Below are 15283 nucleotides of genomic sequence, written 5' to 3'. Positions count from 1 at the left end.
CGCATTCGCACCGGCTCCCGCACGGGTCAGTTCGCTCGACTATAAGTCAAAAATTATGGCTATCCCAATAAATATTGATTTTGGGTAATCCTCGATCCCGCGTAGGGTAAAAAAACGCCGGAACCCTGCTCCGGCATTGCGCCGAACCGCCGCGGATCGCTCCGCGGCGGATTGCCGATTGGTTCAAGTGCCGGGTCCGCGAGCCCCGGTCGAGGGAAACCGCAAGTGATCAAGAAAATCCTGATCGCCAACCGTGGGGAGATCGCTGTCCGTATCGTGCGTGCCTGCGCCGAGATGGGCATCCGTTCGGTGGCCGTCTACTCCGACGCCGACCGCCACGCCCTGCACGTGAAGCGCGCCGACGAGGCGCACAGCATCGGCTCCGACCCGCTGGCCGGCTACCTCAACCCGCGCGCGCTGGTGAACCTGGCGGTGGAAACCGGCTGCGACGCCCTGCACCCGGGCTACGGTTTCCTTTCCGAGAACGCGGAACTGGCGGACATCTGTGCCGAGCGCGGGATCAAGTTCATCGGCCCGTCGGCGGAAGTGATCCGCCGCATGGGCGACAAGACCGAGGCGCGGCGCAGCATGATCGCCGCCGACGTGCCCTGCACCCCGGGCACCGAGGGCAACGTCGCCGACCTCGCCGAGGCGCTGTCCGAGGCCGAGCGCATCGGCTACCCGGTGATGCTCAAGGCCACCTCCGGCGGCGGCGGCCGCGGCATCCGCCGCTGCAACAGCCGCGAGGAGCTGGAGCAGAACTTCCCCCGCGTCATCTCCGAGGCCACCAAGGCCTTCGGCAGCGCGGAAGTCTTCCTCGAGAAGTGCATCGTCAACCCGAAGCACATCGAGGCGCAGATCCTCGCCGACTCCTTCGGCAACACCGTGCACCTGTTCGAGCGCGACTGCTCGATCCAGCGCCGCAACCAGAAGCTCATCGAGATCGCCCCCAGCCCGCAGCTGACCCCCGAGCAGCGCGCCTACATCGGCGACCTGGCGGTGCGCGCGGCCAAGGCCGTGGGCTACGAGAACGCCGGCACCGTGGAGTTCCTGCTCGCCGATGGCGAGGTGTACTTCATGGAGATGAACACCCGGGTGCAGGTGGAGCACACCATCACCGAGGAAATCACCGGCATCGACATCGTCCGCGAGCAGATCCGCGTGGCCTCCGGCCTGCCGCTCTCGGTCAAGCAGGAAGACATCCAGCACCGCGGCTATGCCCTGCAGTTCCGCATCAACGCCGAGGACCCGAAGAACAACTTCCTGCCCTCCTTCGGCAAGATCACCCGCTACTACGCGCCCGGCGGCCCCGGCGTGCGCACCGATACGGCGATCTACACCGGCTACACCATCCCGCCGTACTACGACTCCATGTGCCTGAAGCTGATCGTCTGGGCACTGACCTGGGAAGAGGCCCTGGACCGCGGCCTGCGCGCCCTGGACGACATGCGCGTGCAAGGCGTGAAGACCACCGCGCCCTACTACCAGGAAATCCTCAAGAACCCGGAGTTCCGCAGCGCCCAGTTCAACACCAGCTTCGTCGAAAGCCACCCGGAGCTGACCCAGTACTCGATCAAGCGCAACCCGTCGCACCTGGCCATCGCCATCGCTACCGCCATTGCCGCCCACGCTGGCCTGTGAGGATCATCGAATGAGCAAGACCGTTGAGTCGAAAAAAATAAGCGTCACCGATACCATCCTGCGCGACGCGCACCAGTCCCTGCTGGCCACCCGCATGCGCACCGAGGACATGCTGCCGATCTGCGACAAGCTCGACAAGGTCGGCTACTGGTCGCTGGAAGTCTGGGGCGGCGCCACCTTCGACGCCTGCGTGCGCTTCCTCAAGGAAGACCCGTGGGAGCGCCTGCGCAAGCTCAAGGCCGCGCTGCCCAACACCCGCCTGCAGATGCTCCTGCGCGGGCAGAACCTGCTGGGCTACCGCCACTACAGCGACGACGTGGTGCGCGCCTTCGTGGCCAAGGCCGCGGTCAACGGCATCGACGTGTTCCGCATCTTCGACGCGATGAACGACGTGCGTAACCTGCGCGTCTCCATCGAGGCGGTGAAGGCCGCCGGCAAGCACGCCCAGGGCACCATCTGCTACACCACCAGCCCGGTGCACACCATCGACGCCTTCGTCGCCCAGGCCAAGGCCATGGCGGCCATGGGTGTGGACTCCATCGCCATCAAGGACATGGCCGGCCTGCTGACCCCCTACGCCACCGGCGACCTGGTCAAGGCCCTGAAGGACGCGCTGCCCCTGGAAGTGGTGGTGCACTCCCACGACACCGCCGGCGTGGCCAGCATGTGCCAGCTCAAGGCCGTGGAGAACGGCGCCGACCGCATCGACACCGCCATCTCCAGCATGGCCTGGGGCACCAGCCACCCGGGCACCGAGTCGATGGTCGCGGCGCTGCGCAACACCCCCTACGACACCGGCCTGGACCTGGAGCTGATCCAGGAAGTCGGCATGTACTTCCATGCCGTGCGCAAGAAGTACCACCAGTTCGAAAGCGAATTCACCGGCGTGGACACCCGCGTGCAGGTCAACCAGGTGCCCGGCGGCATGATCTCCAACCTGGCCAACCAGCTGAAGGAGCAGGGCGCCCTCAACCGCATGGCCGAAGTGCTCGAAGAGATCCCGCGGGTGCGCGAGGACCTGGGCTTCCCGCCCCTGGTCACCCCGACCTCGCAGATCGTCGGCACCCAGGCGTTCTTCAACGTGCTGGCCGGCGAGCGCTACAAGACCATCACCAACGAGGTGAAGCTGTACCTGCAGGGCCGCTACGGCAAGGCCCCGGGCCAGATCAACGAGCAGCTGCGGCGCCAGGCCATCGGCAACGAGGAAGTCATCGACGTGCGCCCGGCCGACCTGATCAAGCCCGAGCTGGACAAGCTGCGCGGCGAGATCGGCGCGCTGGCCAAGTCCGAAGAGGACGTGCTGACCTTCGCCATGTTCCCGGACATCGGCCGCAAGTTCCTCGAGGAACGCGAGGCCGGCGCCCTGAAGCCCGAGGAACTGCTGCCGATCCCCAGCGGCAACGGCGTGGCCGCGGCCGGCGGCGAAGGCGTGCCGACCGAGTTCGTGGTCGACGTGCACGGCGAGAGCTACCGCGTGGACATCACCGGCGTCGGCGTGAAGACCGACGGCAAGCGCCACTTCTACCTGTCCATCGACGGCATGCCCGAGGAAGTGGTGTTCGAGCCGCTCAACGAGTTCATCGGCGGCGGCGGCAACAAGCGCAAGCACGCCAGCGCGCCGGGTGACGTCAGCACCACCATGCCGGGCAACATCGTCGACGTGCTGGTGAAGGAAGGCGACAGCGTGAAGGCCGGCCAGGCCGTGCTGATCACCGAAGCCATGAAGATGGAAACCGAGGTGCAGGCGCCCATCGCCGGCACCGTCAAGGCGATCCACGTAGCCAAGGGTGACCGCGTCAACCCGGGCGAGGTGCTGATCGAGATTGAAGGCTGACCGACGGACAGACGGGTCTCAAGGTTCAGTCCCCGGGGGAGCACGATGCTCCCCCTTTTTTATGCCTTTGCGAAAGCCATCACCTTCCGGCGCGGCCGGCTCGCCGCTTCATTGACCTGCATCCAGGCCCTTCGCCGCGCACACGCCTATAAACGGCAAGCCGCAGGCCGAGTTCCGGGGAGGAGGCGATGCGTTTCGCGATTGCTCTGCTGTTGACCGTCAGCTGTACCGCCCTGGGCGACGAGGCCGCACAGGCGCGCTTCGACGCCATCATGGCCGACCCCGCCAGGCGCGAGCAGGCCTATGCCGCCGGCCACGAGCGCATCGTGCTGTGCCGCAACTGCCACGGCGACGACGGCAACAGCCGGCGCGACTACATCCCGAACCTGGCCGCGCAGGCCCCGGGCTACCTGTTCACTGCCTTCGAGCGCTACGCCAGCGGGCAGCGCACCGACTTCGTGATGAACCAGGCGGCCCGGATGCTGAGCCTCGACGAGCGGGTGAACATCGCCGTGTACTACAGCCAGCAGCAGGTGCTGCCGCGCCAGGGCGCGGTGGACGATGCGCTGCGCGCCAGGGGCGAGGCGCTGTTCGGGCAGGTCTGCGTGGCCTGCCATGGCCCGCAGGGGCTCGGCCAGCAGGGCGTGCCGCGTATCGCCGGGCAGCCGGCGACCTACCTGCAGCGGACGCTGGAGGCCTACCGCGACAAGGACCCGCGCCGCGCCGGCTCGACCATGCTGGCGGTGGCGTCGCAGCTGCAGGCCGGGAATATCGAGGCGCTGGCGGCCTACCTGCAGCAATTGCACCCCTGAGGCGGGAAAATCCTTATATAATGCACGGTCTTTTCCCACTGTCAGTGATAGAGACCATGAGCCTGCCACCCTGCCCCAAATGCAATTCCGAATACACCTACGAGGACGGCGCGCTGCTGGTCTGCCCGGAATGCGCCCATGAATGGTCGGCCGATGCCGCCGCCGAAGGCGAGGGCGACGCCAAGGTGATCAAGGACGCCGTCGGCAACGTGCTGCAGGATGGCGACACCGTCAGCGTGATCAAGGACCTGAAGGTCAAGGGCTCGTCCCTGGTGGTCAAGGTCGGCACCAAGGTGAAGAACATCCGCCTGGTGGACGGCGACCACGACATCGACTGCAAGATCGACGGCATCGGCGCGATGAAGCTGAAGTCGGAGTTCGTGAAGAAGGTCTGAGCCGCTCGGGCTTCTCTTCTTCTTTTGTAGGAGCGGATTCATCCGCGATCGCCGTGCCTGGGCCCGGCCCATCGCGGACGGAGTCCGTTCCTACGTCATTTCCGGGCTCCCGTAGGATGGGTTGAGCTTGCGAAACCCATCCTACGAAAAGCGCCTCGGCGCAGTCGTGTAGGAGCGGGCCCTGCCCGCGAATCGCGCGCAGGGCGCGCTCCTACATGGGCGCGGTTACGATCATTCCGCCGGCTGCAGGTCCTGGCGCAGCAGCTCCAGGGCTTCGCGCGGGCCGCCGGAGACGATCTGGGTGGGCACCGCCAGCATCAGGTTCAGCGGCAGGCCGAAGGCTTCCAGGACGTTGCCGTCGCGGTCGCGGCCGGGCTGCTGGCCGAGCCATTCCGGGTACTTGCGGCGCATGCGCTCGGCGTAGTTGCCGGCGTCCGGCAGGTAGCCGTACAGCGGCTTGCCCAGGGCCGCGGCGTAGCCGACCTCGAAGCAGGTGCCGCTGTCCGGCTCGCTGCCGCGGAACGACGCCAGGTTGGCCAGCACGCAGTCGGCCTCGGCGATCAGGTGCAGGTTGGCGCGATAGATCCAGATCGCCTGCTGGTGCGGCTCGGTGATTTCCGTCGGCACCTGGACGTCCAGCGGGAACAGCCCCTCGAAACCGTATTCCGTACACAGCGCCTTGAGCTGCGCGCCGTGCCCGGCGGCGTCGGGGCGGAACACGTCGGGGCCGGCGAGGTAGATCTTCAGCATGGTCACAACCCCATGAACGACAGCATCAGGAAGGTGGCGAAGAGCACGAAGTGAGTCATGCCCTCGATGGCGTTGGTCTTGCCGTCGTGCAGGTTGAAGCCGGCCACCACCAGGGTGATGAACATCATGCCGGTCTGCAGCGGCGTCATCGCCATCTGGATCGGCTGGCCCTTGAACAGCGCCAGGGCCTCGATCACCGGCACGGTGAGGATCACCGTGGACAGCGAGGCGCCCAGGGCGATGTTGACCACCGGCTGCATGCGGTTGGCCAGCGCGGCGCGCAGCGCGGTGAGGATCTCCGGGCTGGCGGAGATGGCCGCCACCAGCAGCGCCGGCACGATCGGCGGCACGCCGCTGCCTTCCAGGCTGACGTCCAGGGCCTTGGACATGACCTCGGCCAGCGCGCCGATCAGCACCACCCCGGCCACCAGCAGGGCCATGGACTGGCGCGTGCTGCCGTGGGCCTCGTGGCCGTGCTGCTGCTCGCCGTGCACCGCGTAGTTGTAGGCGAAGAAGTAGCTGTGCTGGCCGGTCTGCATGCGCAGGAACAGGCCGTAGAGCATGACCATGCAGCCGATGGTGAACAGCGAGTAGAGCTTCCACTGCGCCGCCGGGATCAGCTCCGGTACCACCATGGAGATGCCTACCGCGGTGAGGATCATGGTCACGTAGGTCTTGCCCGAGTCGTCGTTGTACGACTGCTCGCCATGCTTCAGGCCGCCGAGCAGCGCGGCCAGGCCGAGGATGCCGTTCATGTCCAGCATCACCGCGGCGTAGATGGTGTCGCGGGCCAGGGTGGGTGAGTGGTTGTGGCCCATCATGATGGCCAGGATGACCACCTCCACCAGCACCGCGGCGAGGGTCAGGATCATGGTGCCGTAGGGCTCGCCGACCTTCTCCGCGAGAATCTCGGCGTGGTGCGCCACGCGCAGCGAGACGCTGATGATCGAGGCCAGCAGGACAGTGGCGACCACCCCGGCCAGGGTCTTGCCGCCTTCGAGCAGGCTGTGCTCCAGGGGATAGACCAGCACCGCCAGGAGCAGGGCGAGGAGGAGGAGTTTCTCGTCTTTGAGCAGGCGCAGCATCGTCGGGGGACATCCGTTCCATGGGATAGAGGCGCTCATCTTAGGCCTTGCCCGGGGCCTTGCCCACCGTCGCCGGGGCGCACCAGCAGGTGGCATGGGCGCACCAATGCAAGACGCGCGCGGCACCGCCGCACAGGGCGCGGCCGCCTGGCGCGCGGCACCTGTCCACCTGGTCAGGTTATTGCATTGGGCGAAGCGCCCCGGAGGGCCATGCACCTTCCGGCCCCGACACTGCATCGACAGGAGCGTCCCCGCACCATGAAGAACAAGACCCTGAACACCCTGCTGCGTGGCCTGGCGTTGGCCATGGGCCTTGGCGCCAGCCTCGGCGCGGCGGCGGCCGAACCGCTGAAGGTCGGCTTCGTCTACGTCGGCCCGGTGGGCGACCACGGCTGGACCTACCAGCACGAGATGGGCCGCCGCGAGCTGGTGGAACACTTCGGCGACAAGGTGCAGACCAGCTTCGTCGAGAACGTCGCCGAGGGCGCCGACGCCGAGCGGGTGATCCGCAACATGGCCAAGGACGGCTACGGGCTGATCTTCACCACTTCCTTCGGCTTCATGAACCCCACCGCCAAGGTGGCCAAGCAGTTCCCCAAGGTGACCTTCGAGCACGCCACCGGCTACAAGCGTGACAGGAACCTCGGCACCTACCTGTCGCGCTCCTACGAGGGCCGCTACGTCGGTGGCTACCTGGCGGCGAAGATGACCAAGACGCACAAGATCGGCTACATCGCCTCCTTCCCGATCCCCGAGGTGATCCGCGACATCAACTCCATCCAGCTGGCGCTGAACAAGTACGACCCCCAGGCCGAGCTGAAAGTGATGTGGGTGAGCACCTGGTTCGACCCGGGCAAGGAGGCGGACGCCGCCAACGCGCTGATCGACCAGGGCGTGGACGTGATCTTCCAGCACACCGACAGCCCGGCGCCGATCCAGGCCGCCGAGCGCCGCGGCGTGTACGCCGTGGGCTATGCCTCGGACATGCAGCACTTCGGGCCGAAGACCGTGCTGACCTCCATCGTCAACGACTGGGGCCCGCACTACATCAAGGCCACCCAGGCGGTCATGGACGGCAGCTGGAAACCGCAGGACTTCTGGGGCGGCCTGGCCGAGGACACCATCGTCCTGCCGCTGAACAAGGACGTGCTGCCGGCCGACGTGCAGACCGAGGCGAGCAAGCTGATCGCCGACATCAAGAGCGGCGCCTTCCATCCCTTCACCGGGCCGATCAAGGACCAGAGCGGCAAGGAACGCATCGCCGCCGGCGCCGTGGCCAGCAACGCCGACCTGGCCGCGATGGACTACTACGTAGAAGGCATCAAGGCCGAGCTGCCGAAATGACCCGGTGAACCCCTTCTGTAGGAGCGAGCTTGCTCGCGAACAATCCCGGCCATGGCACCGCCGGTTGATTCGTTCGCGAGCAAGCTCGCTCCTACGAGAGGCCTGCACGAGACCGACCATGGACCGCCTACCCATCATCGACATCGCCCCGCTCTACGCCGCCGACCGCTCCGCCTGGGCCGAGGTGGCCCGGCAGGTCGACGCCGCCTGCCGCGAATGGGGCTTCTTCTACATCCAGGGCCACCCGATCCCGGCGCAACGCTTCGCCGAGCTGCTGGAAGCCGCGCGTGGCTTCTTTGCCCAGCCGGCCAGCGAGAAGCTGAAGATCGACATCACCCAGAGCAGGAACCACCGCGGCTACGGCGCCATCGCCACCGAGCAGCTGGACCCGGCTCTGCCCAGCGATTTCAAGGAAACCTTCGACATGGCCCTGCACCTGCCGGCCGACCACCCGGACGTGGTCGCCGGCAAGTCCTTCTACGGGCCCAACCGCCACCCGGACCTGCCGGGCTGGGAGGCGCTGCTGGAAGGGCACTACGCCGACATGCTGGAGCTGGCCAGGACCGTGTTGCGCGCACTGGCCATCGCCCTGGAGATAGAGGAAGACTTCTTCGACAGGCGCTTCGAGCAGCCGGTCAGCGTGTTCCGCATGATCCACTACCCGCCGGCCGCGGCGCGGCAGAGCGCCGACCAGCCGGGTGCTGGCGCACACACCGACTACGGCTGCGTGACCCTGCTGTACCAGGACGACGCCGGCGGCCTGCAGGTGCAGAACCGCCAGGGCCAGTGGATAGACGCGCCGCCCATCGAGGGCACCTTCGTGGTCAACATCGGCGACATGATGGCGCGCTGGAGCAACGACAGGTACCGCTCGACCCCGCACCGGGTGATCAGCCCCCAGGGCGTGGACCGCTATTCGATGCCGTTCTTCGCTGAGCCGCACATGGACACCGCCATCGAGTGCCTGCCGGGCTGCTTCGACGCCGACAACCCGCCGAAGTACCCGCCGACCACCTGCGGCGAATGGCTGACCTCGCGCTTCGCCGCGACCTACGCCTACCGCCGCGGGGAAGAGGTGAAGGCATCGTAGGAGCGGATTTCATCCGCGAATTGCGCTGGAACGAGGACGGGCTTCTCGTAGGAGCGAGCTTGCTCGCGAACGGATTGACCGGCGGCGTCATGGCCGGGATTGTTCGCGAGCAAGCTCGCTCCTACGAAGAGCAGTTGCCCCGTAGGATGGGTTGAGCGAAGCGATACCCATCGCCACGACCGCATGGGTTTCGCAAGCTCAACCCATCCTACGAAAAGCACCTCGGCGCAGCCGGCCTACGGGTTCAGGCTGGCTCGACCAACAGCACCGCGCCATCCTGCCCGGTGACCTTCACCTGGGCGCCGGCCGGCAGGTCGGGGCCGCTGACCAGCCACAGGCTGTCGCCGACGCGGATCTTGCCGCGGCCGCCGATGATGGCGTCATGCAGGGCGAACTGCCGGCCGACCAGCTCGCTGCCGCGGCGGTTCAGGCCGCTGGCGGCTTCGCCGGCGCCCGGGCGGTGCTGGTAGCGCCACCAGAACACCACGGTGAGCAGCGCCAGGATGCCGAAGGCGAGGAACTGCCAGGTCCAGGCCAGGCCCGGGGCGAAGAAGGCGAGCACGCCGGTGGCCGCGGCGGCGATGCCGATCCACAGCAGGTAGCCGCCGGCGCCGAACACCTCGAGGATCAGCAGCAGGGTGCCGAAGGCCAGCCAGTCCCAGAAGCTCAGGTGCTGCAGGTAATCCCACATGGCTCAGCCCCGGCCCTTGGCGCCGGGCGCCCCGTCGCCGAAGGTGGCCTTGACGATCTCGCCGATGCCGCCCACCGCGCCTATCACCTGGCTGGCCTCCAGCGGCATCAGCACTATCTTGCTGTTGTTCGAGGCGGCCAGCTGGCCGAGGGCGTCGACGTATTTCTGCGCGACGAAGTAGTTCACCGCCTGCACGTTGCCGCTGGCGATGGCCTCGGAGACCACCTGGGTCGCCCGCGCCTCGGCCTCGGCCTGGCGCTCGCGGGCCTCGGCCTCGAGGAAGGCGGCCTGGCGCTGGCCTTCGGCCTTGAGGATCTGCGCCTGCTTCTCGCCCTCGGCGGTGAGGATTTCCGCGGCGCGCTTGCCCTCGGCATCGAGAATCTGCGCGCGCTTGAGGCGCTCGGCCTTCATCTGGCTGGCCATGGCTTCCACCAGGTCGGCCGGCGGGCTGATGTCCTTGATCTCGATGCGGGTGACCTTCAGGCCCCAGGGCGCGGTGGCCTCGTCGACGGTGCGCAGCAGGCGCTCGTTGATGGCGTCGCGCTGGCTGAGCATGTGGTCCAGCTCCATGGAGCCGAGCACGGTGCGGATGTTGGTCATCACCAGGTTGCGGATGGCGTTCTCCAGGCCGCTGACCTCGTAGGCCGCGCGCGCCGCGTCGACCACCTGGTAGAAGCACACCGCGTCGATCTGCACGATGGCGTTGTCGGCGCTGATGGCCTCCTGCGGGGGGATGTCCAGCACCCGCTCCATCATGTTGATCTTCTGCCCGACGCGGTCCATCACCGGGACGATGATGTTCAGCCCCGGCTTGAGGGTGCCGGTGTAGCGGCCGAAGCGCTCCACCGTCCACTCGTTGCCCTGGGGCACCACCTTGAAGCCCATGAACACGATCGCCACCGCGAGGATGACGAAGAGGATCAGGACACTGCCAGTTTCCATTTGCTGCACTCCTTGGTCGATTTTGACTTCCTGTAACGCTGTTTGCTGGCTCCCCGCGTTCGCGGGGATGACGCCGGGAAATTGGGCGCTGCGCCGCAATCCAGGCGTCGCCCCCGCGAACGCGGGGGCCCGGATAACAGCCTATTTCTGCTCGCTCTGCGGCGTCACCCGCAGCACTTCCTCGATGGTGGTCAGGCCCGCGGCGACCTTCTGCGCGCCGGACAGGCGCAGGCTGCGCATGCCTTCCTTGAAGGCCTGGCGGCGCAGCGGGATGAGGTCGGTGTCGGCGGTGATCTGTTCCTTCAGGCTGTCGGTCAGCAGCATGATCTCGTACACCCCGGCACGCCCGCGGTAGCCGGTGTCGCGGCACTCCAGGCAGCCCACCGCCTGCTGCGCGCCGCTGGGCAGCGGGGCGTTCCAGGGCCGCGTCAGCTCCTGCCAGTCGCTCTCCTCCAGCTCCAGCGGCGCCTTGCAGTGCGGGCACAGGGTGCGCACCAGGCGCTGGGCCATGACGCCGAGCACGGTGGCGCGGATCAGGTAGTAGGGCACGCCCAGCTCGAGCAGGCGGGTGATGGCCGTGGGCGAGTCGTTGGTGTGCAGGGTGGAGAGCACCAGGTGCCCGGTCAGCGCCGCCTGGATGGCCATCTCGGCGGTCTCCAGGTCGCGGATCTCGCCGACCATGATGATGTCCGGGTCCTGCCGCAGCAGGGCGCGCACGCCGCTGGCGAAGGTCAGGTCGATGTTGTGCTGCACCTGCATCTGGTTGAACGAGGGCTCGATCATCTCGATCGGGTCCTCGATGGTGCAGACGTTCACCTCGTCCGTGGCCAGCTGCTTGAGCGTGGTGTACAGGGTGGTGGTCTTGCCCGAGCCGGTGGGCCCGGTGACCAGGATGATGCCGTTGGGCTGGTTGGTCATGCTCTGCCAGCGGCGCAGGTCCTCGGGGGAGAAGCCCAGCTGGTCGAAGCTCTTGAGCAGCACCTCGGGGTCGAAGATCCGCATCACCATCTTCTCGCCGAAGGCGGTGGGCAGCGTCGACAGGCGCAGCTCCACCTCGGCGCCGTCCGGGGTCTTGGTCTTCACCCGGCCGTCCTGGGGCTTGCGCTTCTCGGCGACGTTCATGCGGCCGAGGGACTTCAGGCGGCTGACCACCGCCATGGTGACCTGCGGCGGGAACTGGTAGACGTTGTGCAGCACGCCGTCGATGCGGAAGCGCACCGTGCCCTGCTCGCGCCGCGGCTCGATGTGGATGTCGCTGGCGCGCTGCTGGAAGGCGTACTGGAACAGCCAGTCGACGATGGTGACGATGTGCGCGTCGTTGGCGTCCGGCTCCTGGTCGCTGGCGCCCAGGTTGAGCAACTGCTCGAAGTTGCCCACGCCGCTGGTCTTCATGTCCTGGGCGGAGGCGCCGCTGACCGACTTGGCCAGGCGGTAGAACTCGGTGGTGAAGCGCTGGATGTCCTGCGGGTTGCACACCACGCGCTTGATCGGGCGCTTGAGCACGTGGGTCAGGTTGCCTTCCCAGCTGTGCACGAAGGGCTGGGCGCTGGCGATGGTGACGCTGTCCGGCGCCACCGCCACGGCGAGGATCCTGTGGCGCTGGGCGAAGGCGTAGGACATCAGCGGGGTGACCGCGGCGACGTCGATCTTCAGCGGGTCGATGCGCAGGTAGGGCTGGCCGGAATACTCGGCCAGCCAGTGCACCAGGGCGTCGAGGTCCAGGTGGCGGCCGGGGCGGTGCTGGTCCGGCACCTGCTGGGCGGCGAGGAATTCCAGGGGGTGCTGCTGGTTCTTCACCGCGCTGCGGCGGATCGCCAGGCACTGTTCGGCGTCGTTCTGCGCGACGCGGCCCTGGGCGACCAGCTCGTGGAGGATATCGGCCAGGTCAAGCCAGCGATCCTGGGCGGGCGAAGCGAAGACGGACATTCGGACTCCCTGCGTTCGTGTGTGCCGCGGACGGCTGCGGGTGGAGCTGGTCTGAGTCCGGCCCGCGCCGTCGGGTTCCCCAGCTTATTTCAAAAGCGCCTTCCAGGGCTTGAGGGTCAGCACAGTATGGGCCTGGGCGGCGAGAGCATCCAGGTCCGCGCTGTCGCGCCGGTGCAGGGCCTGTTCCAGCTTGGCCAGTTCGCCGTAGAGGCGGTCGGCCTCGGGCAGGTCGAGCACGCCGCGGGCCAGGCGCAGCCACACCAGCAGGCGTTGCAGGCGCGGCAGTTGTTCGGCGAGCAGTTCCGGCTGCTGTTGGGCGCGGGCCAGGGGCAGGCCCTCGGCCTCCTCGGCGAGCAGGCGCGGCAGCCATTTGCCCAGGGCCGCGGCGCCCTGGCGGTCGCCGCGCTCGTTGCGGCCTTCCTGCCAGGCGCGGGCCAGCAGCCAGCGCGAGGCCTGCAGGGAGAACAGGCCCCAGCGCGTCTGGCCGAGTTCGGCGCGGAAGGCTTCCGGCGCCTGCTGGCGCGCGGTTTCGTCGGCCTCGCCCTGTTCGATGCGCGGGCGCCAGTCGCCGATCAGCGCGTCCAGCGCGGTGCGCAGCTCGCGGCTGCTGGCGCGCGGCGCGGCCTGGCCGAGGCTGCCGAGCAGGGCGCGCAGGTCCACCAGCTGCTGCAGCCATTCTTGCAGCAGGCGCCAGTGGCCGTTGAAGCGGTACTGCTCGGCCAGGCGCTGGCTGCTGCCCAGCAGCGACCAGGCGATGGCGGCGAAGGCGCCGTCCAGCGGGGTTTCCGCCAGCAGCTTCTGGGTGTCCGGGTGCACCGTGTAGCTGGCCGGGTCGAACAGCCGGTAGCCGCGTTCGGCCTTGCTGATGTCGCAGGGCATCAGCGGCAGGTCGGCGGCCAGCTCCGCGGCCAGTTCCAGCAGCGCCGCGGGCTCGCCCTGGCGCAGTTCCAGCTCCAGCTCGCAGATTTCCTCTTCCTGCTGGTCGGCGACGACCTTGCCCAGGTCGAGGGCGGCTTCGATCGCCACCTTGGTCTTGCCGCGGCCCCAGGCGATCTCGGCGCGCTGGCGGGTGAAATCGGTGCTGAAGATCGGCTGCAGCTGCTGCTTGTCGAGGTCGGCCAGGGCCGCCGGCCAGCAGCTGTCGTCGAGCTTGCCCAGGTCCAGCTCGGGCTTGTCCAGGTACCAGTCCCACTCGTTGCGCTCGGACAGCCCGGCGACGCTGTGGCCGCGGCTCTTCAGCGTCTGAATGTACTGCTCGCCGTCGCGGCGCAGGCGCAGCGCGACCTTGGCCCGGGCCAGGTCGCGGCCGGGGGTGTCGTAGTACTGGTTGTACAGCTCGCTCTGCTGCCAGCCGGACTTGTTGCGCTTCTTCAGCAGCGGGTGGTCGCGCAGCGCCTCGAGGGTCTCGCGGCTGGCGCGCAGCTTGATTTCGGTTTCTTTCTGCATGGCGGAGTCCGGGAAGGAAAGGGTAGACGGGCCCGCAGGGCCTGGCGCGGGGGCGTTCGTCGAAGCCCGTTAGTGTACAGGACAGCACCCCGTCGGCGCTGTTCCGGCGAAGGATGGCGGTTCAACTGACGGCCATCCTGGGCCATGATGGGCACAACGCTTCCGGAGACGCCCATGCCCCTGCCGAGCCTGAAAGACCGTTTCGCCCAGTTGCTCGCCCTGCCGTCGGTGAGCTGTACCCAGCCCGCCCTGGACCAGTCCAACCGCCCGGTGGTGGAGCTGCTGGCCACCTGGCTGGGCGACCTGGGTTTCGCCTGTGAACTGCAGGAGATCGCCCCGGGCAAGTTCAACCTGCTGGCGAGCCTGGGCAGCGGCCCTGGCGGCCTGGTGCTGGCCGGGCACACCGACACCGTGCCCTACGACGAGTCGCTGTGGAAAAGCGACCCGCTGCGCCTGGACGAGCGCGACGGCCGCTGGTACGGCCTGGGCAGCTGCGACATGAAGGGCTTCTTCGCCATCGCCATCGAGGCGTTGCTGCCGCTGCTGGAGAAGCCCCTGCGCCAGCCGCTGCTGATCCTCGCCACCTGCGACGAGGAAAGCTCCATGGCCGGCGCCCGCGCTCTGGCCGAAGCCGGCCGGCCCCTGGCGCGCGCCGCGGTGATCGGCGAGCCCACCGGGCTGCGGCCGATCCGCCTGCACAAGGGGGTGATGATGGAGCGCATCGACATCCTCGGGCAGAGCGGCCATTCCTCCGACCCGAGCCTCGGCCACAGCGCCCTGGAGGCCATGCACGCGGCCATCGGCGAGCTGCTGGCGCTGCGCGCGCAGTGGCAGAAGGAATTCAACAACCCGCAGTTCGGCGTACCGCAGCCGACGCTGAACCTGGGCTGCATCCACGGCGGCGACAACCCCAACCGCATCTGTGGCCAGTGCGCCCTGGAGTTCGACCTGCGGCCGCTGCCGGGGATGGACCCGCAGGCCCTGCGCCGGGCCATCGGCGAGCGCCTGCGGCCCCTGGCCGAGCGCTTCGCGGTGCGCCTGGACTACCAGCCGCTGTTCCCCGCCGTGCCGCCCTTCGAGCAGGCCGCGGACAGCGAGCTGGTGCGCCTGGCCGAGCGCCTCAGCGGGCATTCGGCGGAAGCGGTAGCCTTTGGCACCGAAGCACCGTATCTTCAGCAGCTTGGTTGCCAGACTCTGGTCCTGGGCCCCGGCGACATCGCCTGCGCCCACCAGCCGGACGAACATCTGGAACTCGCTCGCATCCCGCCGACCGTGGAACTGCTGCGCGGCTTGATCCAGCATTACTGCCTGTAACCGCCCTGAAGAG

General features: G+C 68.0%; 13 protein-coding genes. 7 read left to right on the top strand and 6 right to left on the bottom strand.

Annotated elements, in window-relative coordinates; translation table 11 throughout:
- Positions 1-225: 225 nt before the first annotated feature.
- The 4 genes from M8R19_RS14655 (at position 226) to M8R19_RS14640 (ending at position 4682) form a co-directional block, all read left to right on the top strand.
- Positions 226-1641, top strand: coding sequence for an acetyl-CoA carboxylase biotin carboxylase subunit (locus M8R19_RS14655; protein WP_249918155.1), 1416 nt, complete (start codon positions 226-228; stop codon positions 1639-1641).
- Between the two features lie 10 nt (positions 1642-1651).
- On the top strand, positions 1652-3475 hold the full coding sequence (gene oadA, locus M8R19_RS14650) for a sodium-extruding oxaloacetate decarboxylase subunit alpha (protein ID WP_074978197.1): 1824 nt from the start codon (positions 1652-1654) through the stop codon (positions 3473-3475).
- 188 nt (positions 3476-3663) lie between these two features.
- Entirely contained in the window at positions 3664-4287 is a 624-nt protein-coding gene (locus M8R19_RS14645) for a c-type cytochrome (protein ID WP_249918154.1), read from the top strand.
- Between the two features lie 56 nt (positions 4288-4343).
- The gene (locus M8R19_RS14640; protein WP_074978193.1) at positions 4344-4682 is read left to right on the top strand and encodes a zinc ribbon domain-containing protein YjdM; all 339 of its coding nucleotides are present in this window, start codon (positions 4344-4346) and stop codon (positions 4680-4682) included.
- A 231-nt stretch (positions 4683-4913) separates the two neighbouring features.
- Here the strand turns inward: M8R19_RS14640 and M8R19_RS14635 are convergent, their stop codons facing one another.
- Both M8R19_RS14635 and M8R19_RS14630 read right to left on the bottom strand, forming a co-directional pair.
- Positions 4914-5432, bottom strand: coding sequence for a nucleoside 2-deoxyribosyltransferase (locus M8R19_RS14635; protein WP_249918153.1), 519 nt, complete (start codon positions 5430-5432; stop codon positions 4914-4916).
- A 2-nt stretch (positions 5433-5434) separates the two neighbouring features.
- Complete coding sequence (locus M8R19_RS14630; protein ID WP_249918152.1) at positions 5435-6517, bottom strand: calcium:cation antiporter; 1083 nt, start codon at positions 6515-6517, stop codon at positions 5435-5437.
- A 258-nt stretch (positions 6518-6775) separates the two neighbouring features.
- Between M8R19_RS14630 and M8R19_RS14625 the strand changes: the two genes are divergently transcribed.
- Entirely contained in the window at positions 6776-7861 is a 1086-nt protein-coding gene (locus tag M8R19_RS14625; protein WP_249918151.1) for a BMP family ABC transporter substrate-binding protein, read from the top strand.
- A 118-nt stretch (positions 7862-7979) separates the two neighbouring features.
- Entirely contained in the window at positions 7980-8951 is a 972-nt protein-coding gene (locus tag M8R19_RS14620) for an isopenicillin N synthase family dioxygenase (RefSeq protein WP_249918150.1), read from the top strand.
- A gap of 244 nt (positions 8952-9195) precedes the next feature.
- Here the strand turns inward: M8R19_RS14620 and M8R19_RS14615 are convergent, their stop codons facing one another.
- From M8R19_RS14615 to M8R19_RS14600, 4 genes are all read right to left on the bottom strand, one after another.
- On the bottom strand, positions 9196-9642 hold the full coding sequence (locus M8R19_RS14615) for an NfeD family protein (RefSeq protein WP_249918149.1): 447 nt from the start codon (positions 9640-9642) through the stop codon (positions 9196-9198).
- 3 nt (positions 9643-9645) lie between these two features.
- Positions 9646-10584 (bottom strand): SPFH domain-containing protein, encoded by a 939-nt coding sequence (locus M8R19_RS14610; protein ID WP_043269777.1) that lies wholly within the window; start codon positions 10582-10584, stop codon positions 9646-9648.
- A 141-nt stretch (positions 10585-10725) separates the two neighbouring features.
- A complete protein-coding gene (gene tfpB / locus M8R19_RS14605) occupies positions 10726-12510 on the bottom strand; it encodes a type IV pilus assembly ATPase TfpB (RefSeq protein ID WP_249918148.1) in 1785 nt (594 codons plus the stop codon).
- A gap of 84 nt (positions 12511-12594) precedes the next feature.
- Positions 12595-13956: a CYTH domain-containing protein gene (locus M8R19_RS14600; protein WP_074978175.1), complete on the bottom strand. Its 1362-nt coding sequence runs from the start codon at positions 13954-13956 to the stop codon at positions 12595-12597.
- 174 nt (positions 13957-14130) lie between these two features.
- Here M8R19_RS14600 and argE point away from each other — a divergent pair, with 174 nt between their 5' ends.
- Positions 14131-15270 carry an acetylornithine deacetylase gene (gene argE, locus M8R19_RS14595; protein WP_074978173.1) on the top strand — a complete coding sequence of 380 codons (1140 nt, stop codon included), beginning with the start codon at positions 14131-14133 and terminating at the stop codon, positions 15268-15270.
- Positions 15271-15283: the final 13 nt, after the last annotated feature.

Origin of the sequence: Pseudomonas sp. R3.Fl, assembly GCF_023516765.1 — a bacterium.
Classification (GTDB): Bacteria; Pseudomonadota; Gammaproteobacteria; order Pseudomonadales; family Pseudomonadaceae; genus Pseudomonas; species Pseudomonas citronellolis.
The sequence above is the reverse complement of the archived record's forward strand: the minus strand, read 5'-3'. Positions and strand labels throughout refer to the sequence as shown.

Excerpts from the sequence above, each read along its gene's own strand:
- argE (WP_074978173.1), top strand. The coding sequence starts at position 14,131 with ATGCCCCTGCCGAGCCTGAAAGACCGTTTCGCCCAGTTGCTCGCCCTG.
- oadA (WP_074978197.1), top strand. The coding sequence starts at position 1,652 with ATGAGCAAGACCGTTGAGTCGAAAAAAATAAGCGTCACCGATACCATC.
- M8R19_RS14600 (WP_074978175.1), bottom strand. The coding sequence starts at position 13,956 with ATGCAGAAAGAAACCGAAATCAAGCTGCGCGCCAGCCGCGAGACCCTC.
- M8R19_RS14610 (WP_043269777.1), bottom strand. The coding sequence starts at position 10,584 with ATGGAAACTGGCAGTGTCCTGATCCTCTTCGTCATCCTCGCGGTGGCG.
- tfpB (WP_249918148.1), bottom strand. The coding sequence starts at position 12,510 with ATGTCCGTCTTCGCTTCGCCCGCCCAGGATCGCTGGCTTGACCTGGCC.
- M8R19_RS14645 (WP_249918154.1), top strand. The coding sequence starts at position 3,664 with ATGCGTTTCGCGATTGCTCTGCTGTTGACCGTCAGCTGTACCGCCCTG.
- M8R19_RS14615 (WP_249918149.1), bottom strand. The coding sequence starts at position 9,642 with ATGTGGGATTACCTGCAGCACCTGAGCTTCTGGGACTGGCTGGCCTTC.
- M8R19_RS14625 (WP_249918151.1), top strand. The coding sequence starts at position 6,776 with ATGAAGAACAAGACCCTGAACACCCTGCTGCGTGGCCTGGCGTTGGCC.
- M8R19_RS14635 (WP_249918153.1), bottom strand. The coding sequence starts at position 5,432 with ATGCTGAAGATCTACCTCGCCGGCCCCGACGTGTTCCGCCCCGACGCC.
- M8R19_RS14630 (WP_249918152.1), bottom strand. The coding sequence starts at position 6,517 with ATGCTGCGCCTGCTCAAAGACGAGAAACTCCTCCTCCTCGCCCTGCTC.
- M8R19_RS14620 (WP_249918150.1), top strand. The coding sequence starts at position 7,980 with ATGGACCGCCTACCCATCATCGACATCGCCCCGCTCTACGCCGCCGAC.
- M8R19_RS14640 (WP_074978193.1), top strand. The coding sequence starts at position 4,344 with ATGAGCCTGCCACCCTGCCCCAAATGCAATTCCGAATACACCTACGAG.